The 21,174-nt window shown below is 65.4% G+C and carries 17 protein-coding genes; 9 read left to right on the forward strand and 8 right to left on the reverse strand.

Going from position 1 to position 21,174, the window contains the following annotated elements; translation table 11 throughout:
* Positions 1-15: 15 nt before the first annotated feature.
* From dcm to ACWDA7_RS12330, 5 genes are all read right to left on the reverse strand, one after another.
* A complete protein-coding gene (gene dcm, locus ACWDA7_RS12310) occupies positions 16-1,989 on the reverse strand; it encodes a DNA (cytosine-5-)-methyltransferase (RefSeq protein WP_450604053.1) in 1,974 nt (657 codons plus the stop codon).
* Between the two features lie 621 nt (positions 1,990-2,610).
* The gene (locus ACWDA7_RS12315; protein ID WP_450604054.1) at positions 2,611-4,611 is read right to left on the reverse strand and encodes an AIPR family protein; all 2,001 of its coding nucleotides are present in this window, start codon (positions 4,609-4,611) and stop codon (positions 2,611-2,613) included.
* Positions 4,604-5,608 carry a PD-(D/E)XK motif protein gene (locus ACWDA7_RS12320; protein WP_450604055.1) on the reverse strand — a complete coding sequence of 335 codons (1,005 nt, stop codon included), beginning with the start codon at positions 5,606-5,608 and terminating at the stop codon, positions 4,604-4,606. Before ACWDA7_RS12320 ends, ACWDA7_RS12315 begins: the two co-directional genes overlap by 8 nt.
* Complete coding sequence (locus ACWDA7_RS12325; protein ID WP_450604056.1) at positions 5,605-8,304, reverse strand: Z1 domain-containing protein; 2,700 nt, start codon at positions 8,302-8,304, stop codon at positions 5,605-5,607. The genes ACWDA7_RS12320 and ACWDA7_RS12325 overlap by 4 nt, the downstream gene beginning before the upstream one ends.
* 162 nt (positions 8,305-8,466) lie before the next feature.
* Positions 8,467-9,939 carry an ATP-binding protein gene (locus ACWDA7_RS12330; RefSeq protein WP_450604057.1) on the reverse strand — a complete coding sequence of 491 codons (1,473 nt, stop codon included), beginning with the start codon at positions 9,937-9,939 and terminating at the stop codon, positions 8,467-8,469.
* A 553-nt stretch (positions 9,940-10,492) separates the two neighbouring features.
* Between ACWDA7_RS12330 and ACWDA7_RS12335 the strand changes: the two genes are divergently transcribed.
* Together ACWDA7_RS12335 and ACWDA7_RS12340 are read left to right on the forward strand one after the other, a co-directional pair.
* Positions 10,493-11,266: a serine/threonine-protein kinase gene (locus ACWDA7_RS12335; RefSeq protein WP_450604058.1), complete on the forward strand. Its 774-nt coding sequence runs from the start codon at positions 10,493-10,495 to the stop codon at positions 11,264-11,266.
* A gap of 15 nt (positions 11,267-11,281) precedes the next feature.
* Complete coding sequence (locus ACWDA7_RS12340; protein ID WP_450604059.1) at positions 11,282-13,006, forward strand: GmrSD restriction endonuclease domain-containing protein; 1,725 nt, start codon at positions 11,282-11,284, stop codon at positions 13,004-13,006.
* A gap of 354 nt (positions 13,007-13,360) precedes the next feature.
* Here the strand turns inward: ACWDA7_RS12340 and ACWDA7_RS12345 are convergent, their stop codons facing one another.
* The gene (locus tag ACWDA7_RS12345; protein ID WP_450604060.1) at positions 13,361-14,101 is read right to left on the reverse strand and encodes a GntR family transcriptional regulator; all 741 of its coding nucleotides are present in this window, start codon (positions 14,099-14,101) and stop codon (positions 13,361-13,363) included.
* Between the two features lie 205 nt (positions 14,102-14,306).
* Between ACWDA7_RS12345 and ACWDA7_RS12350 the strand changes: the two genes are divergently transcribed.
* From ACWDA7_RS12350 to ACWDA7_RS12380, 7 genes are all read left to right on the forward strand, one after another.
* The gene (locus ACWDA7_RS12350) at positions 14,307-14,654 is read left to right on the forward strand and encodes an SCO3933 family regulatory protein (RefSeq protein WP_360994911.1); all 348 of its coding nucleotides are present in this window, start codon (positions 14,307-14,309) and stop codon (positions 14,652-14,654) included.
* Between the two features lie 209 nt (positions 14,655-14,863).
* Entirely contained in the window at positions 14,864-15,973 is a 1,110-nt protein-coding gene (locus ACWDA7_RS12355; protein ID WP_450604117.1) for an FtsK/SpoIIIE domain-containing protein, read from the forward strand.
* 12 nt (positions 15,974-15,985) lie between these two features.
* On the forward strand, positions 15,986-16,180 hold the full coding sequence (locus tag ACWDA7_RS12360; protein ID WP_062234062.1) for a hypothetical protein: 195 nt from the start codon (positions 15,986-15,988) through the stop codon (positions 16,178-16,180).
* A 32-nt stretch (positions 16,181-16,212) separates the two neighbouring features.
* Positions 16,213-16,503, forward strand: coding sequence for a hypothetical protein (locus tag ACWDA7_RS12365; RefSeq protein WP_450604061.1), 291 nt, complete (start codon positions 16,213-16,215; stop codon positions 16,501-16,503).
* A gap of 361 nt (positions 16,504-16,864) precedes the next feature.
* Positions 16,865-18,235 carry a replication initiator gene (locus ACWDA7_RS12370; RefSeq protein ID WP_450604062.1) on the forward strand — a complete coding sequence of 457 codons (1,371 nt, stop codon included), beginning with the start codon at positions 16,865-16,867 and terminating at the stop codon, positions 18,233-18,235.
* Positions 18,225-18,434, forward strand: a complete 210-nt coding sequence (locus ACWDA7_RS12375; RefSeq protein WP_450604063.1) for a helix-turn-helix transcriptional regulator — start codon at positions 18,225-18,227, stop codon at positions 18,432-18,434. Before ACWDA7_RS12370 ends, ACWDA7_RS12375 begins: the two co-directional genes overlap by 11 nt.
* Entirely contained in the window at positions 18,431-19,819 is a 1,389-nt protein-coding gene (locus ACWDA7_RS12380) for a tyrosine-type recombinase/integrase (protein WP_450604064.1), read from the forward strand. Before ACWDA7_RS12375 ends, ACWDA7_RS12380 begins: the two co-directional genes overlap by 4 nt.
* Before the next feature lie 128 nt (positions 19,820-19,947).
* Here ACWDA7_RS12380 and ACWDA7_RS12385 read toward each other — a convergent pair whose 3' ends face one another.
* Positions 19,948-20,154 (reverse strand): hypothetical protein, encoded by a 207-nt coding sequence (locus ACWDA7_RS12385; protein WP_450604065.1) that lies wholly within the window; start codon positions 20,152-20,154, stop codon positions 19,948-19,950.
* Positions 20,151-20,954 (reverse strand): hypothetical protein, encoded by an 804-nt coding sequence (locus ACWDA7_RS12390; RefSeq protein ID WP_450604066.1) that lies wholly within the window; start codon positions 20,952-20,954, stop codon positions 20,151-20,153. Before ACWDA7_RS12390 ends, ACWDA7_RS12385 begins: the two co-directional genes overlap by 4 nt.
* Positions 20,955-21,174: the final 220 nt, after the last annotated feature.

Consider the following 21,174-nt stretch of genomic DNA (forward strand, 5'->3'; position numbering starts at 1 on the left):
CACCACCTGACGCTCTCAGTAGAGTAGTTGCTGTCTCTGTTCCTCGGCCTTGGAGCCAATGCACAACTTCTGTAGCGGGCATTCGGTGCACAAGGGGTCGACGGGCCGGCACAGGCTGGCGGCGAGCTCGAGCAGCCCCAAATGCGCGCTGCGAGCATTTGCTCCGTAACCAATCAGACGGGCTACTGCCAGACGTCCATCGGTGAGCTGATTGCGCCGGTGGACGTCCTCGCCGGATACTCGCGCAGCGACACGAAGAACGCCCTGACGTGCGAGAACGGGCTCTTCCGACGCGGAATCGTCCCCTTCACCCACCTCGTCGCCGTTATCGCTCACTGGGACGGTGAGAATAGCCAAGTCGGCCACGACCTGACTGATACCGGCGATATTGGACAACAACTCATCATCGGAGAGCATATGAGGAGCTCCGATGAGCTCGGTGGCCACGGCGAGAAGTTGTTCGCCACGCCGCTCGCGACCGATCCACCGGGACATCTCACGGAGTTCGGTCTCCGCAGTAATTGTGTCAGTAGGTGTGGCCCAGCGTTCCAACAATGGCCACAGGGGGCGGGATTGCTGGGGCGGCATTCTGTCCAGCAGGATCTCCGCAGAGATGACCTGCCAACGTGATGACGCTGTCAGCCATGGCAGATTGCGATGCGCCAGACTTGTGAACCAGTTCGCCAAAGTTTCGGCGATTTTCTGCGTGGTAGGAGGGGCGGGTCGCGCATCGTCCAGAGCAGCCATGACTGCACTACCGAGGTGCTCGCCTAGAAATGGAGGAACCGCGTTACCGACCTGCCGGAATGCAGCCGAGGGGGGGCCTGCAAAGCGGAATCCATCTGGAAACGTCTGCAAGCGGGCCGCTTCGCGCACTGTCAGTGTTCGGTTTTGCCGAGGATGGATGTACCAGTAGCCGTCCTTGGCAATATGCGCGGTGATAGTCCGCGACAGGCCGTTCTCGTCGAGACGTTTGTACTTGTCGCGGAAGATATCGTCCCGATACCGCTTCATCTCATCGGGGAGGTCCGAGTACCGCGTGCTTGTAGACATGGATTCGAAAGCGGCCTCATCGTCCTTTCGAACCGGTCGTGTGATGTGGTCGAAGACTTTGCCCGCGTCCGTGCTCGGCACTTGTTCGCGCATCTTCTTCTGGAAGCGCGTGAGGGGTTGCTCGTACTCTTTCCATCCGTCGGCTCCGCCCTCTGGGCGCCAACCGCCCTCGACCACAGGCAGATCGCCGATGGCGTTCCACACCGTGACCTTGTCCGGGGTCTCATCAGGCCATTTGAAGTGATGCCCATCGCGAAGGGCTACTAGTATCAGTCGCTGCCGAAACTGCGGTACACCGTAGCGCCAAGTATCAACGACACGCTCCTCCACGGTGTACCCGAGGGACTCCAATTCGTGGACCATCGTCCGCAGAATAAACATCTCGCGGTCGAGTGCCATGTCCGGCACGTTTTCCATGACGACGGCAGGCGGTAGCGCGAGACGGACCACCTCCAAGAACGAGCGCCACAAGTCGCGGCGCTCGTCATAAGGGTCACGCTGCCCTTCTCGGACACGATGCCGGATCTTGTAACGCCCCGCCTTGGAGAACGGCTGGCACGGTGGCCCGCCAGCGAGCAAGGTGATACCGGCCTGAGTTACTAGCCCGGCCACACGCTTGACTCGGTCCGGATCGCCTAGATCCCAGTCCAAGGTCAACCCGCCGAAGTGGTGCCGGTGCGTCTCCAAGGCCTCACGGTCATGGTCGGCAGACAGAACGACGCGGAACCCGGCGGACTCCAAGCCGTAACTCAGACCGCCGGCTCCGCAGAACAGGTCCGCTGCCAGCAGCCTTCCCTCCGAACGCAGCTGCTTGGCGTAGTCCAAGAAGGCCTGGTCATCCCCACACTCCTCCGGGTGCGGTTCCAGACGGACGAACGGGCCCCGTACTAGCTTCACTTTGTATGGGCTGCGCGGCGCTTCCGCGATCTCCGTCATGACGCCTCCTGAGAAAACACCAGCACAGGTTACCTTTGCTGCTTCGGGTGCGGGGGCGGGACCGCGCTGTGCCGCACCGCTGACGCCATCCTCGGACCTGCTGGAGGAAGGGGCGCTGTGTCCCGCCATACGGCGTCAGCGCTAGCCACGGGGCCTGGGAAGGCTAGAGAGCAGGACTGAGACCGACGCTGAGCGCCTTCTGCGGACGTCAAGGCCTGCCTTACTTGCGCAGGCCTGATCTCGCCTTCGGGGGCCAGCTTCGTGGCGATTGTCACCGCACGCTGCTGCTCGGACAGCTCCAAGGCCCGTGTCTGTCGGACCCACTCGCCAAGAGCGTCCTACTCCGCGGCGTCGATTTCCGCCTTGTCGGCGCAGGCAAGGACTCCTCGCTGCGTATGGCCGCTCTCCGCGTGACTGGCAACGCGTACTGCAAAGTCACTCAACCCAGCCGCCCGTAGTGTCCGCTGCGCGAGCACTGCGTCGGCAAGCCCCTGGCGGACGATCTGTCCAGCCAGACCTCTATCGAGGAGGACGGCGGCCGGGTCCCGCCCTGATCAAGGATGGCGAGGGCCTGCTCCAAGAGCGCTCCCTGCCTCGGGAGCAGGCCCGTCATGTGCCGGCCTACGGCGCGAACGCGCTGAAGCCCTCTTCGATCGCGTTGTCGTAGACCTCCAGCGCCTTCCTGACCTGGGCCGCCGTGATGGTGCCGTTGGTCGCCAGCTTGGCGGCGATCGTAGTGGCGATCTGCTGCTCGGCCAGCTCCAAGGCGCGTGTCTCCCGCGCCCAGTCGGCCAGCATCTCCCACTCGCTCAGCTCGATCTGCTTGAGCCGAGAGAGCTGCTCCTCCTCTTCCTCCCGGGTGTCCACCGCGAACTCGACGGGCTGCGCCAGAAGCTCCTCGGCCAGTTCCTCCGGAACAGTCCAGGGAATGCGGGAGACCTCCTCCCAGCACTTGCTGCTCTTCGCCCACTCGGTGACGTGCTTGCCGTCCTGGATGACCATGTCCATGATCAGCGGACACAGATCGTGGGTGGCTTGGACGACCGCGTCGCTCACCTTCTGTTCCCGCCAGATGCGGTCGAGGTCGATGCGCCGTTCGGTCTCCTCGCAGAGGCGGGCCGCCGTGTAGGCCGTGATCAGGGCCTTGTGGCTTCCTGCGTCGTGGACCTTGGCTACCTTGTCGACCGCCTTGAAGAGGATGCCCATGGCGACCGTCCGGCGGCAGTAGTCCGCATCGATGACTGGGGGCTGCTTCTTGACGTCAGCCTGGAAGGCGGCGAAGTTCTTTTGCGCTCCACGGCTGACTAGGTGCGGCAACCCGTTCCACGCGTTGACGAACTTGGCCAGGTCAGATTTGGCGAATCGCTGGGCGGCCGGGTTCTCGGCCTTGAACTTGCGCCGCGCGGCGATTGCTGTGTGCTTCGCTTCCTCCACCGCGTACGAGCCACGGGCCCGCTCGTAGAACCAGCGTGTCTGCGGACCGCCGGGGGTGGTTGGGGGCGCCCACAGGGTGCGGCTGATCCGTTCGAACTCGACATGGAACTTGTCGTTGGCTGAGAGATCGACCAGCGTGACCTTGTTTTGAGTGTTCGAGTACCGCGAGATGCTCGGGACGATTTCCATTAGATCGTCCGAGCCCATTAGCGTCAGCTTCATCTGGACGCTGACACCGGCCAGATCCCTCTTGTCCCGTTTGAAGACGTGGTGGAGGGTGGCGGTGGTCTGCCCGCCGTTCACGATCTGGAGGCCGGTGAGACTGCGGATGCCGACGCGCCTGCCTTCGGCGTCCTCGACGAACTCCGCGTCGGTCGCCGTCGCCGTGATGCCGTTGTTGTAGGCCAGGAACCGCCCCGGCTCGTTGAGCAGGGTGAGGCGGATACCCCGGTTGACCGTGCTACGGGCCTGTAGGAACGCGCGCACGTTTAGTTCGAGAAGACGCGTGCGGTGCTCCTCGTACAGCTCGGCGAGATGGCGTCCGGGAACGACGGCGAGGGTGACGGAGAGATCGGGCTCGATGCTTTGCACCGACAGGCAGTTGATCGGCGGGTCGAACTCCACAACGATCGGCTCGCTGGCGGCACCGGACGTCTGGTGACGGTAGAGCCGGGCGAGGTCCCAGAGGTGATGCTCGACGGGGAGGTCTTGGAAGTCGGTGGGTTCCGGCTGCGTGCGGGCCGTCGACTCGCAGTTAGTGAACAGGAAGAGGCGCACCTTGGAGGCGTTGGCGAGTAGCTTCTCGACGCCCTCGCACAGTTGGTGCACCTCGGTGGGCTGATCGAAGTTGCCCCGGATGCTGCCGGCCTTTTGTAGGAAGGCGAGCAGCCTGCGGAAGTGCCGTGTCACGTCGGCCTTGGTCAGCCTGTCGGCGACGGGGTCGAGGCTGAAATCTGTGGTGTAGAGGTCGAGGACCGAGCGGTCGTCGCTGTATCCGAAGCCGTACACCATGACGCCGTGCCCGCTGTGGTAGGCGACGGTCATGTTGGAGACGAAGCCGGACTCCTCCAACTGCTCCAGCACCCAACGGGTGAACGTCTTCGGGATGGAGCCGTCCTCAGCTTCTGCCAAGGTCTGTATGTCGCCCGTGAGCGTACGGGCGTAGTCGGCAAGGGGCAGCTCAGCCATCAGTACCTCTGATTACTTCGGTGACCTCTTCGGTCGTGGTGCGGTGCTTCTCAAGCGCGATGACGCTGATGTCGTAGGCGCAGTTGCCGACCCCGTCGGGCAGGTCGGTCTCCACGATGCGCGGGAATTCCTTGTCGACGGTCCACAGGTCGGCTCGACGAAGTGTGTAGCGCGGCTCGTCGTATAGGTCCCGCTGGTGCGGCAAGTAGCCGGACTGGATCAGGCGGTTCTCGAACCGGGCGGATGCCGAGGTGAGGCTGGCGGCGGCGCGGATGTTGTCCACCACCGAGTTGAGGCTCTCGCCCAGACCACCCCGGCGCTCGTCGAGAGCCAGGTGTACGAGCACTAGGCGGCCGACACCACGACCGTCGAGTTGCCGTTCGTTGGCGATCCGGACGGTGCTCGGGTTCTTCTTGGCGGTGGTTTTGACCTCGATGGCGACGGACGGGAGCTGAAAGTCCTGGTTGCTGCCCTCGGGCCCGGTCCACGCCTCCACCGCCGCATACGTCGGAAGAGCAGTGAGCAGGTGGGTGCGCAGGTAGCGCAGCTCGCCGTAGAGCCCCAGCCGGGCCTCTCTGCCCAGACCCTGGGATCCGACACTGCGCATGAGCTGCTGCCAGTGCGCAAACCGTCGGACCGCCCGCTCGAGGACCGTCTCCGACGAGGCGTCCCTCGAGGCACGCGCGATGTCCTCCGCGAGGGGAGTAAACACCTCCCGCAGTTCACCCGCGGTCAGGGAGATCTGGAGCTCGAACTCGCGATTGCTCACCGAACTGCAGGACAGGCTCAGGCCGTGGGTCTCCCGTAGGCCGACAAGGAGGGGGCGCGCACGGTCGACCGCCTGTGAACCACCTCGCACCAGCAGCATGCGTTGCCGCCCCGGGTGGGACACGCCCACATGGATGTCGTGCCCGCTCTCGGGGAACAACCGCCGGGTGGAGCGTCCCCGGTTCGGCTGCGGTGCCTCCAGCTCCTGCCACAGTGATTCGTCGATCACGCGTCCTCGGCCCCATCCTCGTAGCTGAGGTCGTCCGAGTCGTCCTTCCACCAGGGAGCATTCACGACGTACTCGGTCGCGGTGTGGGCCTGGGAGAAGGGGAAGCTGGCGGCGAATCCGATCAGCGGTATATCGGGGTTCGCCTTCGGCGGCGGCTCCATCATGTAGATGAGCAGGTGAGCCTGGTCGGGGCGGCGCTGCCAGCGAAGCGGCTCACCCGTCGGCAGGGTGGGTGCGAGCGGTTCGCCGTTGCGGTTCTTGCGCCCCGCAGCGGCCTTCTTCGTCGCCTCCCAAGCAGCGTCGTATTGCTCCTGGTCGAGATCGAGCGACTCGTCCTTGGGGTTCAGGATGCGCTTGATGGTGTGCTTCGTGGAATCCGGGCGGGCGGTCTTGGACGCCGCTCGTGTGACCGCGCCCAGAGTGTGTCCCGCGAGGTCGACGGGCATGTCCGCTCCCCGGCGGGAGACGACCCGGACAGTCCACCGGCCGAGCTCCCCGGCCTTGGCGCACTGCTGGATGTAGGCAGAGATGGCGTCCGGACGGATCCGGTTCGCCTCCGGCGCAGACCTGTAGGGGTCGAAAAAGCCGGACGCCACCACCTCCGCGGGGACGTCCGACCACACGAGGCTGCCAGTCTTCGGGTCGACCTCTGGCGAAGCCTGCTCCAGGAGCAGGCCGACGAATTTCTGCAGGCTGTCGAAGTTGTGCTTCGGCTTCCCGTTGGTGAGAGGGAAGATCGTCGTCTCGGCGAGTTCGCCGGAGAAGCTGAGCCGCACCCGCGTGCCCTGACGCATCTTGTTGGCGGCTGTGATGCTCAGGCCCAGAGAGGAGGTGCGCACCTTGAGACCGAACTCGCGGGGGGTGAAGCCGATCGCCGCCATCTCCTCGATGTCCCGGCGGAGTTCGTCGGTCGCGGCCGTGATTTCCTCGTAGGCAGCCACCAACTGTGCGGTCGTGTAAAGCCGGCATAGGTCCTCGTAGCCGGGCCGGTAGCCGAACCAGCGGCCCATCTGCAGCAGAGTGTCGTAGGTCTTGGCGAAGCGGAGGTAGTAGCTCACCGAAAGACCCTCGAGGGTGAGGCCACGCGACAGCTTCTGCCCGCCGACAGCGATGACGTACATGCCTGTGTGCCGGTTCGAGTAGTAGTCGAGTACGTCCTTTGCCACCCCGTTGATGGCCTTGACCTCGAGTTTCTGGATCGCAGGGAGAATTTCGGCGGCGGTTTGCTCCCAGGACAGCCGTTCGGCCTCGTCCGCGGTGAAGAAAGCGGTGGTGGGCTCGAAGTTCTCCTCCCACACAACCCGCAGTTCGTTCATGAGCGCACGGGACGCGTCCCCGTAGCGGTCTCTGAGGCCGTTCCGGAGCAGCCTCACGTAATCGTCGATCTGGTCCCGGACCTGCCCCTGCACCTTGGTGAAGCGGGTGACGTGCACCAGCATCGAGTTGTGGACATCCACCTGCCCCCGCGCGCGGCGGGCGGCACAGGTCAGCACGAAGGAATGGATGGCGCGCCGCAATGAATCCGGCAGCTCGGCCGTCACCGTGAAGCCGGACTTGTGCTTCTCGGGAACCCAGTCCTCGGTGTCGTCGACATGATGTACCAGCGGCAGCGGGTCGATGTCCTCTTCTTCCGCGTAGGCACGCAGACCGAACAGGCGCTCCGGACCGAGGTAGTTGGACGGTGCCCGCAGCGTACGGATGAAGCTCTCGGGAAACAGGTCGCCGCCGAGGCTGTCGTGGTCAGCATCCGGGTCTATGTAGATGTTCGCGTAGGGGGTCGCGGTGTAGCCCACGTAGGACGACTTGTCGAAACTGGTCAGCAGCTTGCGGATGGCGGCGTTGATACTGGTGGGGTCAGCACCGTCACCGGCCGTGTTGACGGACGCGTTGTCGGCCTCGTCGTCGATGACGAAGAGCGGGATGTCCTGCACTATCTTGCGGCCCGTCTTGGGGTCCTCGACGCCGTGGACCTCCGTGACCCAGGTACGCAGGTAGTCGATGATCCTCGGATGCTTCTTGACTACGAGAACAACCGGGAAGTTGCCGATCGGCAGATTCGCCTTGGAGGCGGTCTTCCGGTCGAAGTCGCCCTTCTCGGTGCTGTTGGTCAGCGACGCGATGTGAAGACGGGGCTCACCGGCCATGGCACCGACGCCGATGTAACGGTCGGCGCCCTCTTGGTCGGACCGGAGCTGGTACTGGGTGTCGAAGCCCAGCAAGCCCTCGTCGATGCGGAGTTGGGTCTGAGCACGAAGGTCGTTGAGGACACCGGCGAAGACAACGATCAGTCGGTATCCGGCGTCGGCAGCCTTCGCCGCCAGACCGATGAACTGGCCAGTCTTCCCGGACTGTACCTGGCCGATCACCAGCCCCATCCGACGCCAAGGGCCGGGCCGGTGCGGATCCTCCAGCTCCCCGAGAACCTCGTCCGTCGTCCGGTCGATGCTGTTCACCACCTGGAGTGGCATGCCCCGCGAATGCTTCAGGAACCGTTCGTACCGGGTCCAGAAGGCCCACGAACGGTCGTTCTTGGCATCGGGCAGCCACCGGACGTGGTCCTCGCTGTTACTCAGCCCTGCTGAACTCTCCTGAAAGACGGTAGTGCGGGACTCGACCAGCTTGCGTAGATCGGCGACCTCCACCGTCACTCCGTTGAGGCCGGCGACCATCTTGGCCGTCTCAACAGCCTTGGTCACCTCGTCCGAAGTAGCTTGCCGGTCTTCCGGCAGAAACTGAATGGCTACCTTCAGCGCAAAGGACAGATCCTTGCTGACCGCCGGTTCCACGGATGCCTCCCCCTGGAGATACGTAACTTGATGGTCGGGAACAGGAGGGCACGCCCCACCCCGGGTAATCGGTCACTTGTTCCAGAATCCATCTAGTTGGTCGAATGGTTGCGTTGTGCGGATGACCTGTCGTGCCTCATCCGGAGAGCGGCCCTGGGCGACGAGTACATCGAACATGCGCTGGGCCACTTTGATCGCCTCCTCGGTGGCCTTCCCCGGACCACCGAAGGGCTCAGGATCGTCTGCTGTGTCGGTCTCGTGCAGCACACGCAGCGCCGGCACGGGTACGGTCTCCTCCAACAGTCGCAGCAGCGCCCGGACGTTCGCCGGATCGCCGCCCCCCTCCCGTAGTACCGCCTCGACCATGGGGTGCTTCCGGTTGATCCGGCAGTGGACCATGTTCTCGTCCCGCCGTACGTTCCAGGCGAATGACAGATTCTCGGCGCGCTGCCGTGCCGCTATCTGACCCCGGTTGCGGACGGTCTCGGCTGCGGCGGACCGGACCGTGCGCGCTATACGCTGGAGATGCTGGCGCAGTGCGACCGGCGGCACCACTGTCGCCTTCCGGACGTCGACCTGCCACTGTGCGTCGGTCTCCGCCGGAATGTCGACGGCGATGCGGGCCAGGTTGTACTTCTCCTCGCGCCGGAGTCCGCGTATGCCCAGCCAACTCCCTGCGAGGATCAGACGGTTCCGGCGGTACACGTAGAAACCCTGCTGCCGCAGCCACCCCTTGGGTCCTCCGGCACGTTCCGCCTCGACACGGGTCAGCCGCTGCAGCCCGGGCAGGATGTACGGCTCGACCCTGACCTTGTGCCCTTCGAGCGGCAGGTTCTCCACCGGGTGGTGCAGCACCGACGGGTGGCTGGACAGGAACGGGTCCCACGGCTCGACGGCCAGGCCCGTGACCCGCAACGTCAACGCGGCCGAGCCAGTGAGGAACCGGGCGAAGACGAGACCGAGGTGGCTGCGGACCTTCTCGGCCTCGTCGTAGAACTGCTGCTGGGTCCTGCGGTCGGCCGCGGTGATCTCCCGGTACCCGGCGAGCCGGTGCCACAGAACTACTGTGCCGACGGACCGTCCGGCGGTGAGCCGCGCCAAGGCCCTCTCGGCCTCGGCCGGCGGCCGGCGGAGCAACCGCCACTCACCGGTCTGTTCGACCACGTCCAAGTCCCATGTCCGCGAGCGCCAAGGGCCGTCGTCCTCCGCGGTGCAGACCGTCAGCAGACGGCACTGGGAGAAGGAAGCCGACTTCAGCCCCACTCCGTACCGGCCCAGATCCGTGGACGTGCGGTCCGTCGCTGACCAGCGCGCCGCGACGGTCATCGCGGTAACCAAGGCCTCCTCCGACATGCCATGACCATCGTCGACCACGGCGACCCACGAGGAGCGCCCGTCCCACGTGAACTCCACATCGATCGTCCCCGCCTTAGCCGAGACGCTGTTGTCCACCAAGTCCGCGACGGCGTCCGGCAGTGAGTAGCCCAGCGAACTCAGGGAGGCCACCATCCCAACTGGCTCGGGAGGCGCGAGATCATACGCCATGTGGTACTTGGTCCTGCCCTTCCGGTCCAAGACGGTTGAATGATGAAGGTATCCCCTCGTGGCTGGTCATGGTGCTTCTGTGCGCAAGGTGAACCTGAGGTGAGGGGACGAGCATGGGCGCATCCTGCCTACGCATCGCGTTGTTGAAGGAGCGACTAACCATCATGTCGGGAACCTGCAGAGACGTCCATAGGTGTCCGCTGCAGGCTTGGGTGACAGGCGCATCGAGTGGGGCTCCGCAGAACTGTGCCGAGGGGACCGATACCTCACCTAGCACCACCACGAGCACCTTCATCTGCCGTCGCAGCGGGAAACGCCCCATCTTGCCTGACCGCCACCCCCACGCGGAAACCAGTAGGTGACAGGGCCCCTGACCTGCTGATTCCCGCATCGCCCTGTAGCTGGCCTGTCACCTTGGTCGCCACTGGTCACCTCTGAGCTCCCTCGCACGGCCCAGGGACGGCCCAGCTCCGGCCGAGCGAGCTGCACGCCGACCTGCCCGTTGGAGGTGAACGCGGGGCTAGACTTCTTCGATCTAGGGGCGAGGGGTGGGATGGCCAAATACAGGAAGCTCGCACGTATTGCCGTCGGCGGGCAGGCAGTCGTCCATCGTGCAATTAATCTGGACACTGGGCAGGAAGTCGCGTTGAAGACCCTAACTCCGCCGGGCACGAAAAAGTCTAGTCCGGTCGAGTCCGACCGGGAAAGAACCCGCTTCCTGCGCGAGGTGAAAGAGCAGAGCCGACTAAGCCACGAAAATATTATGCCCGTGTTGGATTCATCGGGCCGGCCGAGACCTTGGTACGCTATGCCACTCGCGAAAGCTTCCTTGCAGGACTTCCTGCAGTCCGGCAAACGTGACATGGCCTGGTCCCTGAAAGTCGTACACAAAATCCTTGACGGCATGGAACACGCCCATGACGAGGGAGTAATCCACCGGGACCTAAAACCAAACAACATCCTTCTCGTCGAGAACGAGTGGATGGTTTCCGATTTCGGTTTCTGCCGGAACTTAAACTCTGAAAGCCTGCGGATCACGCAAGCCGAGCGGCTGATAGGGACACTACTGTACGCCGCCCCTGAACAGTACGACGATGCGCACACCGTGGGCCCTGCGGCCGACATTTTCGCCATCGGGAAGATCCTCGTACATTGCCTCACTTGGAGCACGCCACCCCCGGGGGGTAATCGACTTAGCGAAATTCCTCCCGCATTCAAGTCGACGGTGCTTCGCTGCGTGGCGGAAGAACCTGAAGACCGATTCCAGAGTGTGGCCGATCTGAGAAGTTCACTCATCTCCGCACTCGACGAGGCAAAGAAAGGCTAGGGCATAATGTCGTCCATGTTCAAGGAAGATCCCGTATTCAAGGCGCTGCCCGAGTCAACGGGATCCCTCGTCGTTGCGATCAAGAAGGGCGCTATTGCGCTGCCCGACTTCCAGAGGAGCTTCGTTTGGGAACCTAGGCGCACGATTGAACTCCTCAAATCGATCATTTCCCGCTACCCGGCAGGGACCCTGCTTACTTGGACACAAAACGACCAAATGAGCTTTGGGTACAGGTATTTCGATGGTGTCTCTGAAGCGGGCCGCCGTCCGAATCGGCTCGTTCTTGACGGCCAGCAGCGTCTTACTTCCATGTATCAGGCGCTGACTGGGACAGGCGACCACACGTTCTTTATTCGCGTCTGGCCCTTCATCGATCGAGGTAGCGGCAAGCTTCGATCGCTCGACGAGGTGGAGCTGGATGACGCCATTTTCGCCCATGACTCCCGCTCTCCTCGCTCACGCTTCAATCCGAATGACGAAGAGTGGCAGCTCAACAACGCCACGTTCCCTGTTTCCCAATACGACAGACTGCGTCCCTGGTTTAAGAAACTCGCCCGACATGTAGAATCTGATCGCGACGCGGCAGATGAGCTAGAGGAGCTTCTCAACCAATTTCGCGATAGTTACCTTCAGCCGCTGGAATCGTACGCATTTCCGGTTGTCGACCTGCCTGCTAGCACCCCGCTCGTAGCGGTCTGCAACATCTTCGAGACGCTGAATCGGTCAGGAAAAGAGCTCACTCCGTTTGACCTCCTCACAGCCAAGTTTTACCCCGAAGGCGTTCACATGCGCGACCTTTGGGAAGCGGCCCTGAGTCGGTACCCCTTGATCAGCGAATTCGGGGTCGACGCATATAGCCTTCTCCAGGCAGTTTCCTTGCGGGCTCGCGGAACAGCGCAGCGAGCCGACGTGCTGAATAGGATGACATCTCAGGACGTCCTCAAGCATTGGGACGCGGCAGTCTCGGGAATGTCGGACACTCTTGACTACCTGAAGAGCCAGTGTGGTGCGGTGTCAATTACCTGGCTGCCCTACAGCATGATTTTGGTCCCTATGGCTGCAATCTTTTCCGAGATCGCTAACTTGCGCCCAAAGGCCAGGATTGAGGCCATGGAAAAGGTAGGCCATTTCTATTGGTGTTCAATCTTCTCCGAGAACTACGACCAAGGCGCAAACAGCCAAGCAGGGGCCGACTTCCGGGCGCTTCGCGAATGGCTCTTCTCTGAAGGATCCGCGCGGTTCCCGGAAGCAGTCGAGCACTTCAATCTCGTGGACTCCGATCTCCTGCTTGCACGCGCTAACCGTAAGGCCCTGTTCCGTGGAGTCATGACTTTGTTGATCCGGTCTGGAGCGAAAGATTTCGCATCCGCCCAGGCCATCTCAAGTATCGGATCCACGAGCTTTGACAACATTCGGGTCTTCCCGAGGAGCGTGATTGCCGCGTCTTCCTTCGAAGACGAACAGCTTCGCGACCCAGATCTAATCTTGAATCGTGTCCTGGTCGACAAAGACACTAAGAGGGCGGTTCGCGAGCGACACCTGGCAGATTACGTCGAGGGACAGGAATCGGCTTCACAGAAGAAGTTCGCCGAAGTAGTGGAGTCGCATCTCATCGAGGCCAGTGAAGAAGGCGGCTTGATGAAGCGTTCGTATGAAATGTTCTTGAGGGAGCGACTAAGCCTTCTAGTCGATCTCATCGAAGACGTCACGGGACGCTCGATCGTCTACGAGGCCGAGTGAGGTCGGTGGAGCGAGTTTGGCCGGTGGCCTGCCCGGGCTGGGGTCGAGCATGATCAGGGGGCCGTACGCTGGTTGGCAACTCGGTCAGCTCTTGAGCGTGACCGCAATGTGATCGAGTGGCCCCCTGGTCCTGCTCGACGCGGGTCCCTGACCGGGGAGGTGGCTAAAGCCGTGGAGCCGACCGCCCCAGCCACAGAGGGGTTCACCCCCCATCAACCCGAGCTATCAGGCGTGCGGCCGGGCCGGAGCGGGGCGCAGACAGGAGCGGCGGCCCGGACGCGGGCCGCACGCGCCGCGCTGTGCGCGGCGGGTGCCTTGATTACGTGAAGAAATTCTGAGCCAACCGAGGTTCGGCTACAGCCTGAACGACAGCTCCAACTCGTCGCCCGGTAGGTGGAACTCCTCCAGGGCCAAGGGCTTGTCTGCCTCCGCGAGTGTCACGCGAAGGACGTGTAGGAGTGGCACCCCGTCTGCGAGTCGGAGGGCTTGGGCCTGGTCCGGTAGGGGCATGCGGGTGCGGACGTATTCGGTGAAGTGGAGTTCGTGGCCTAGGTCGGCCAGGGCCGTGTAGAGCTCGGGTGCCGGCGGTGGTGCTTCTTCCTCGTACTTGGTGTCGATGAGGACCGAGAACGGTACGTACGTGCGGTGGAGTTGGCGGAGTCGGCCGTTGTCTGCTGTCTGGAGGGCGTCGTACGTGTACATCGGCTCGCCTGGCGGGATGCGGAGTAGGTCGGCCAGGGCCAGAGGCGCGTCGGTGCGGGTGGCTACGGGCGGCTCGGCGTCGGTCCAGCGGATGCCGTCGGCCTCGACGTAGCGGCCGTCCGAGGCCCGGCGTACGCCGCGCGGGCGCGTGAGGCCGGGGCGGCTGTGGGGGGAGCGGGCAAAGGTGCCGCGGCCCATGATGGCCTCGACGAGACCGGATGCCCTTAGCTCGGCAAGGCCCTGACGGACTGTGGGACGCGTCACGCCGAACTGCTTGGCCAACGCCTCCTCGGACGGGAGCGGTTGGCCGGCCGGGAAGGTGCCGTCCAAGATGCCATCGCGCAGGTAGTCGGCGATCTGCCGGTACTTCGGCTGCGTGTCCTTCGGTGGCATGGGGGCCCTCCGTGGCCGTGGCTTCTGCGGCTGTTTCTGCGTCGTAGACGGCTTGCCGACGATCGTGGACAGCTTCTCGTATCGCTAGCCGGTTGACAACCCGTACTACGGGTCGCCACTCTGATCTGGCGCGCACCCGTACTACGGGTGGTCTAGCAACCCGGAGGATCGGCCTTCGGGTGCCAGAGATGAGGAGAGACGAACAGTGGCAAGCCTTCCGATCGACACCGCGAAGTTCACGGGGATCATCTGCGCCGTGCCCCCGGCTCCGCGGGTCGCGAACCGAGAGACCGGTCAGCTTCGCGTCGACCGCGAGACCGGCAAGACGATGTACCAAGTCGGCCTCTGCTTGATGGCCGGCGCTTCGGCAGACGTCGTGACCGTGAGCGTTGCCGGTGAACCGACCGGCGTGCAGCTCGGCATGCCGGTCGCCGTGCGCGACCTGGTCGCCACACCGTGGGAGAACGAGGGGCGGCACGGGATCGCGTTCCGTGCGGCGGAGATCCGGCCCCTGAGCGCTCCCGCGTCGGCGGGCAAGGGGGCCGGGCAGTGATCAACCTGGCCTCCACTACTTCGGCTGGTGTGACCGGGCCGAGTTGGACTCTGCTGGTGGCCGCAGTGCTGGTGTCGGGTCTGCTTCTGGCAGGCCCGGCCCTGCGCCGCCGGTATCCCGTCGCCTGGTGGTTCTTACTCGGCTTCCCGGTTGCCGCCTTCCGGGTCATGCAGACGTGGCGGCCCCTGATGGCCGGGTGTGGCCTCGCCGTGAGTCGGCGGCCGGCGCTGACGGTTGTGTCCGGGCTCGTCGGCAACGGGGCGCCTCCACCGCAGCCGCGCGTCCCTCGTCGCGGTCTCATACGCCCGACCTCGGGCGGCTTCGTGCTGCTGGTGCGGCTGTTGCCGGGGCAGGTGCCGGAGGACTTCGTCAAGGCTGCGCCTGCCATGGCGGAGGACTGGCAGGTTCACGCGGTGCGGGTGACCTCCTGGAAGCCGGGGGTCGTACGGATCGTCTCCTCGGCGGCTGACCCGTTGGCCGCTCCTCGGATCCCGAGGCAGCGTGGCCCTGGCCATCTGCTTCGGGTGACCGTGGGCGCGCTGGAGACCGGGGCTGCGTGGGTGGTCGACCTGCGGCGCGTTCCGCACTGGTTGATCGTGGGTGCCACCCGTTCCGGCAAGTCCACGCTGATCAATGCTCTTGTCGCGGGTCTGGCTCCGCAACCAGTCGCCCTCGTCGGCATTGACTGCAAGGGCGGGATGGAGCTGTCCCTCTACGAGCCGCGGTTGTCCGCCCTTGCGACCAACCGTGAACAGGCGGTCCGGCTGCTGGCCGCGCTCGTCGACCTGACCCTCGATCGCATGACCGTCTGCCGGGCGGCTCGCGTCCGCAACATCTGGGGTCTGCCGGACAAGGAACGCCCCGTACCCGTCGTCGTGATCGTCGATGAGCTCGCGGAGTTGTTCCTTGTGGCGAGCCGGAACGAGAAGGACGAAGCTCAGGCGGCCGCGACCGCGCTGATCCGGCTGGCCCAACTCGGTGCAGCCCTCGGTGTGTTCCTTGTCGTCGCTGGCCAGCGTGTCGGCTCCGACCTGGGGCCCGGTGTCACCGCGCTGCGGGCACAGCTCGGCGGCCGGGTCTGCCATCGCGTGGCCGACCCCGGTACGGCCGAGATGGCGCTCGGCGATCTCAACCCCGACGCGCTCAAGGCGGCACAGGCCATCACCCCGGAACAGGCCGGTACGGCCGTCCTCGCCTCCGGCGACGGCTGGGAACGCGCCCGGTCGCACCTGATCACGGAGGCAGACGCGGAAGCCGTCGCCGCCGAGTACGCGCACCTGACTCCCGTCCTGTCCGAACTACACGTCGAAGCGCCGTGAAAGGGGCCTGCCGTGCTGGTGTCCATGTCCGCCGTCCTGCTGCTGGGCCTGCTGATCTGGTTCCTTCTGCGCATCCGGTACCTGCGGTGGGTCGACGCGCTGCTCTGCGGAGCCTTCGGCTTCCTGCTTTCCAAGACCGTGGCAGCGCCGTTCGCTCAGGCGTTCCTCGACGGCGTGAACGGCTTCCTCGGCCAACTCCGCTTCTGAACCGACCCGCTGATCCGAGAAGGGGACATCCCGTGTCCGAGTACGTCATCCGCTCTGGTGACCGCGCCGCGTTCCTGGCCGGTCTGCGGGAGCTGGTCGGCTTCCTGACAGCCAACCCCGCGGTCGTGGTGCCGCGCCATGCATCCGTCGCCGTCCTGGTCGACGCATCCGACTCCGCCAGTCGCCGAGAGGGAGTGGAGTCCGTCGCCGCTCCACTCGGCGTGCCGGCGGAGGACATCGGCCAGGGCTACTTCAACGCGCGCCGCGACTTCGGACCGATCGCGTACGTCGTCGCCGCGATTCCGCCTGAGGAGCGGCAGTGATCGCCCGTACGTCGGGCTCCCGACGGGGCGCGAAGTCGCCAAACCCGACCCCGTCAGGAACCCACTCCATCCGCCACATGAGCAGTGAAAGGAGCACTCACACTTTGTCCACCGCGCATCATTCGCGCAAATCTCAGCTGCCCGACTGCGAGCTCCGGCAGCACGACTCGGAGGTCTCGACCTGCGCCGGACGGGAACAGGTCGTCCTCGTCGGGCTCGACGACACCGAGCGGCGTCTGTGCCCCGCGCACGCTGCGGCGCTCTGGCTCACGGACCCGGCACTCCGCTTCAGTGCCAAGACTCGGCCGGAGGGCATTTCGGCCGTGATGGGGCACGCGTTCGGCGGCGGGGGTGGTCGCCGATGACCACGACTCTTTCGAAGGGCGCTGCCGCCCTGGTCGCCAGGGCATCGGAGGCGGATTTCGCGGCCTGGCGCCGGAACATCGTCCGCCTCGGTGGCTGCACCAACCCGATTCACCTGGTCGGCGCGGCGACCGTCTACGACACGACCACAGGCGCCGCCCTGCTCTCCTACGGGTCGGACGCCTACGGCGGTCGCCTGCTCGTCGCGTGCGGCAATCGGCGTGCGACGGTCTGTCCGGCCTGCTCGGGTCTGTACCGGGCGGACACGTACCAACTCGTCCGGGCCGGACTCGTCGGAGGTAAGAACGTCACGGAGGCGGTGAGCGGACACCCGCGCGTGTTCGCCACGCTCACCGCTCCCAGTTTCGGCCCGGTTCACACCCGCCGCGAACACGACCGGCGCGTACGGGCCTGCCGTCCCCGCCGGTCGGGGCAGTGCTGCCCCCACGGGTGGCCGGCCGGATGCCATGAGCGCCACGTGACGGATGATCCCCGCCTCGGTGAACCGCTCTGCCCGCGCTGCTACGACTACGCGGGTGCCGTCCTCTGGCACGCGTTTGCCGGTCGGCTCTGGCACCGGTTCGGGCTGGAGCTGCGGCGGGAGGTTGCACGGCGTGCCGGGCTGTCGCGTAGGGAGTTCGGGGAGGTCGCCCGGCTCTCGTACGCGAAGGTCGCCGAGTACCAGCGGCGCGGCTTGGTCCACTTCCACGGCGTGATTCGCCTGGACGGACCGGACGGACCCGACGCGCCCCCGCCGGGGTGGGCGACCGTGCCTCTCCTGATGGACGCCGTCCAGGCGGTGGCCGGTCGGGTGCGGCTGGCGGCTCCGGGCGCGCACGTCGTCGGCCCGCGGGAGCTGCACTTCGGCACGCAGATCGACGTTCGACCGGTCACCTCGTACGACCGGGACGCGGGGGAACGGCCCGCCTCCGCTGCGGCCGTGGCGGGCTACATCGCCAAGTACGCCACGAAGGGCGCGGAGTCCGCCGGCGCAGTGGACGGCCGGATCTACCACGCGCGGGACATGGTCATGCTGCCCGTGCGGGCGCACGTGCTGCGCATGATCGGTACGTGCTGGTGGCTCGGCGGCCTGCCGGAGTTCGCACCGCTCGGGCTGCGCCGTTGGGCCCACATGCTCGGATACGGTGGTCACTTCTCCACCAAGTCGCGTCGCTACTCGACCACGTTGACCGCCCTCCGGCAGGCCCGTGCCGACCATCGCGCGGAGGAGCAGGAAGCATCCCTTGGCCTAGTTCGCGTCCCGACCGTCGTTGTCGGCCAGTGGCGTTACGCGGGTCGCGGCTACTCGCCGGAAGCGGCGCTCCTGGCCGCCTCGGTGCGGGAGGACGGTGGTCGTCATGGCGCGTGACAGCCGTGGGAAGGCTGAGCTGCTCACTGTGCGCGAGGTGCTCGACGAACTGGGCGGCATCTCCCGACGCACCTTCTACCGCTGGCGGGAACTGCGGATCGCTCCGCCCTGCATCCGGCTGCCCAACGGGGAGCTCCGGGTTCGGCGGGACGTGCTCAACGACTGGTTGGAGGACCGCGCGGAGGGGGCGGCGTCGTGAAGTCGTACAAGGTCTCCGTCTGGAAGATCTCGGTCAACAAGACGACCAAGAAACCGACCTACCTCGTGCGCTGGGTCGTCGACGGACAGCCGTTCAGCGAGTCCTACAAGACCAAGACGCTGGCCGACCGATTCCGCGCCAATCTGGTGCGCGCGCTCGACAAGGGCGAGCCGTTCGACACGGTCACCGGTGTGCCCGACGCGCTGCGTGGTGGCAAAGCTGCCTTGTCGTTCCTCGATATGGCGGTGAAGTACGTGGATGCGCGCTGGGCGGAGGCGTCGGCCAAGCAACGGGACAGCATGACCGATGCGCTCGCGACGGTCGTTCCCGTCCTGGTCAAACCGGCACGTGGGCGGCCTGCTCCGGAGGTACTGCGGCGGGCGCTGCGCTCGTACGTCCTGCCTGTACCCCGTAGGGGGCGGGAGCGACCGGAGGACATCGCCACGGCGGTGCGGTGGATCGAGAAGGCGTCGCTTCCGGTGGCAGAGCTGCAAGAGATCACCCGCGTACATGAGCTGATCGACGCGCTGGGCCGGAGGCTCGACGGAAAGTCTGCGGCGACCCAGACGTACCGGCGACGGCGAGCGGTGGTCTTCAACGTGCTTGAGTACGCGGTCGAGCTCGAACACCTGCCGTCCAACCCGCTGAGCCGGGTCCGACGCAAGCGGGGGAAGCGTGCAGTGCAGGAGGTCGACCGCCGGGTGGTGGTCAATCCCCGGCAGGCTCGGGAGCTGCTGACCGCGCTCACGTACGTGGGCGGCTACGACCGGGCGAGCGGCCGGCGGCTGCGGGCATTCTTCGGATGCCTGTACTACGCGGCCATGCGGCCGGGGGAGGCATTGGGGCTCCGCCGCTCCGACTGCACCCTTCCGGCGTCCGGGTGGGGCCGTATTGAGCTGGCGGAGACCCGTCCCACTGCGGGGAAGATGTGGACGGACTCCGGCGAGGCGCACGATCGACGCGGCCTGAAGCAGCGGGCCGAGGGTGAGGTGCGCATCGTGCCGATACCGCCTCCGCTGGTGAGGCTGCTCCGCGACCACTTGAAGGAGTTCGGTACGGCGAAGGACGGCCGGCTGTTCTCCAGCGAGCGGGGCAACGTGATCGCGGCCTCGTCCTACTCCCGAGCGTGGAAGCAGGCTCGGGAACTGGCGTTCATCCCCGATCAGGTGACCTCGGTGCTTGCCTTCCGGCCATACGACCTCCGTCATGCGGGCGTATCCCAGTGGCTCAACTCCGGTGTCCCAGCGCCCGAGGTCGCCGCTCGCGCCGGTCACTCGGTGGACGTCCTCCTGAAGATCTACGCCAAGTGCATCGACGGCCAGGAGCAAGAGATGAACGACCGGATCATGCAGGGCCTAGGGGAGGGGGACGACATCACGGACTGACATAGCCACATGACCGAGGGACCGGTCCCGGGCCACCTCTGGGATGCCGTTGACGAATTCACGAATTCGTCAACGGCATCCTGCGGTTCGGGGGCCTCATGCTGCCCCCCGGCCCTACGTGGAACGGTTCAGAGACCGATCTTGTCCTCGATCTTGAAGACGAGGTACGTCACGGCGATGAAGGATCCAGCGCTCCAGGCCAGAGCCCGTCCCAGGTCGGGAGACGTGTGCCGGGCGAGGATGTAGGCCACCAGGGCAGCCACGGCCCCGCACAACAGCGCCACGAGGATGGACAACACCTTCATGGCCGGGGAGTTGGTGGGGTTCGACGTCACGACGTGCTCCCGGGCTTCTTGCCGCGGGCGGGCCGCATCCACTTCTTGAGGTTGTACTCGTAGACCAGCGTGTGGCCGCTGGGGGACAGCGGCGCCTTCACGTACGCCTCGCGCCGGTCGGCGAGGCCGAGGTCGATCAGCTTCCGCAACCCGCGCTCCGTCGTGTCGGGCGACCACCCGTACCACTCAGGGGACCTCTCAGCGGGGAACCGGGACCACGCCTTGCCTGCCGCGACCGCGAGCAGCATCGCGAGCCCCGGGACCTCGATCTGCTCGTCGAACTGCCGCTTCCAGAAGGCGATCGGCAGGTTGACCCACCTGTCCTCCGCCTTGGTGCCGTCGGGCCGGGTGTACGGGGCGCCCTGGCCGTCCTCCCGCAGGAGGGTGACCGAGATGCGGGTGCTGCCCCGCGGCCGGTCGCAGATCAGGAGACCGCGGTCCTCGAGCCGCTGGAGGGTGCGCCACGCGGCCGTGCGGGCGGACTGCGCGGTCACGTTGATGTGCGTATCGAACAGGCGCGCCCACACCATGCTGTCGTGCGTGGTGGTCCAGCCGTCCTCGTTGGCCTTGCTGCAGGCGCCTACCACCATCAGGTACGCCCGGAGCCCGCGGAGATCGCCGTTGTTGACGAACTCCTTGAGGGGGCCGTGGCGACTGTCGGTGCCGCGCAGCGCCTGTATGAACGTCTTGCGCAGGGGCACGGCCTTGCGCCCGGCGCGGTGGAACATTTCCATCCGCGTCTCGTGCCCGGTGACCTCCGGCGGCTGCACATCCGAGGTCATCGGCGTCATCTGCTTCATGCCGCCAAATTTGACCAGACCGACGCGCTCGAATCCAGTCTGATCATGGGAGCATAGCCCAGACGCTGGAGCGGGTGCTATGAGAGAGCCAGGTTGAGAGATCCAGTTGACAGTACCAGTGAGAGTCCAAGTTGAGAGTACACATGAGGACCGGAGACGGATGAGCGGTTACATCTGCACGGCACGCCCGGGGTGGTGCCCTGAAACGGCGCGTCACCCG

Source organism: Streptomyces sp. NPDC001156, assembly GCF_053598275.1.

What these genes read in the sequence shown, in the direction of transcription:
- dcm (WP_450604053.1), bottom strand. Translation starts at nt 1,989, where the DNA reads ATGACGGAGATCGCGGAAGCGCCGCGCAGCCCATACAAAGTGAAGCTA.
- ACWDA7_RS12315 (WP_450604054.1), bottom strand. Translation starts at nt 4,611, where the DNA reads ATGGCTGAGCTGCCCCTTGCCGACTACGCCCGTACGCTCACGGGCGAC.
- ACWDA7_RS12330 (WP_450604057.1), bottom strand. Translation starts at nt 9,939, where the DNA reads ATGGCGTATGATCTCGCGCCTCCCGAGCCAGTTGGGATGGTGGCCTCC.
- ACWDA7_RS12335 (WP_450604058.1), top strand. Translation starts at nt 10,493, where the DNA reads ATGGCCAAATACAGGAAGCTCGCACGTATTGCCGTCGGCGGGCAGGCA.
- ACWDA7_RS12340 (WP_450604059.1), top strand. Translation starts at nt 11,282, where the DNA reads ATGTTCAAGGAAGATCCCGTATTCAAGGCGCTGCCCGAGTCAACGGGA.
- ACWDA7_RS12345 (WP_450604060.1), bottom strand. Translation starts at nt 14,101, where the DNA reads ATGCCACCGAAGGACACGCAGCCGAAGTACCGGCAGATCGCCGACTAC.
- ACWDA7_RS12370 (WP_450604062.1), top strand. Translation starts at nt 16,865, where the DNA reads ATGACCACGACTCTTTCGAAGGGCGCTGCCGCCCTGGTCGCCAGGGCA.
- ACWDA7_RS12375 (WP_450604063.1), top strand. Translation starts at nt 18,225, where the DNA reads ATGGCGCGTGACAGCCGTGGGAAGGCTGAGCTGCTCACTGTGCGCGAG.
- ACWDA7_RS12390 (WP_450604066.1), bottom strand. Translation starts at nt 20,954, where the DNA reads ATGAAGCAGATGACGCCGATGACCTCGGATGTGCAGCCGCCGGAGGTC.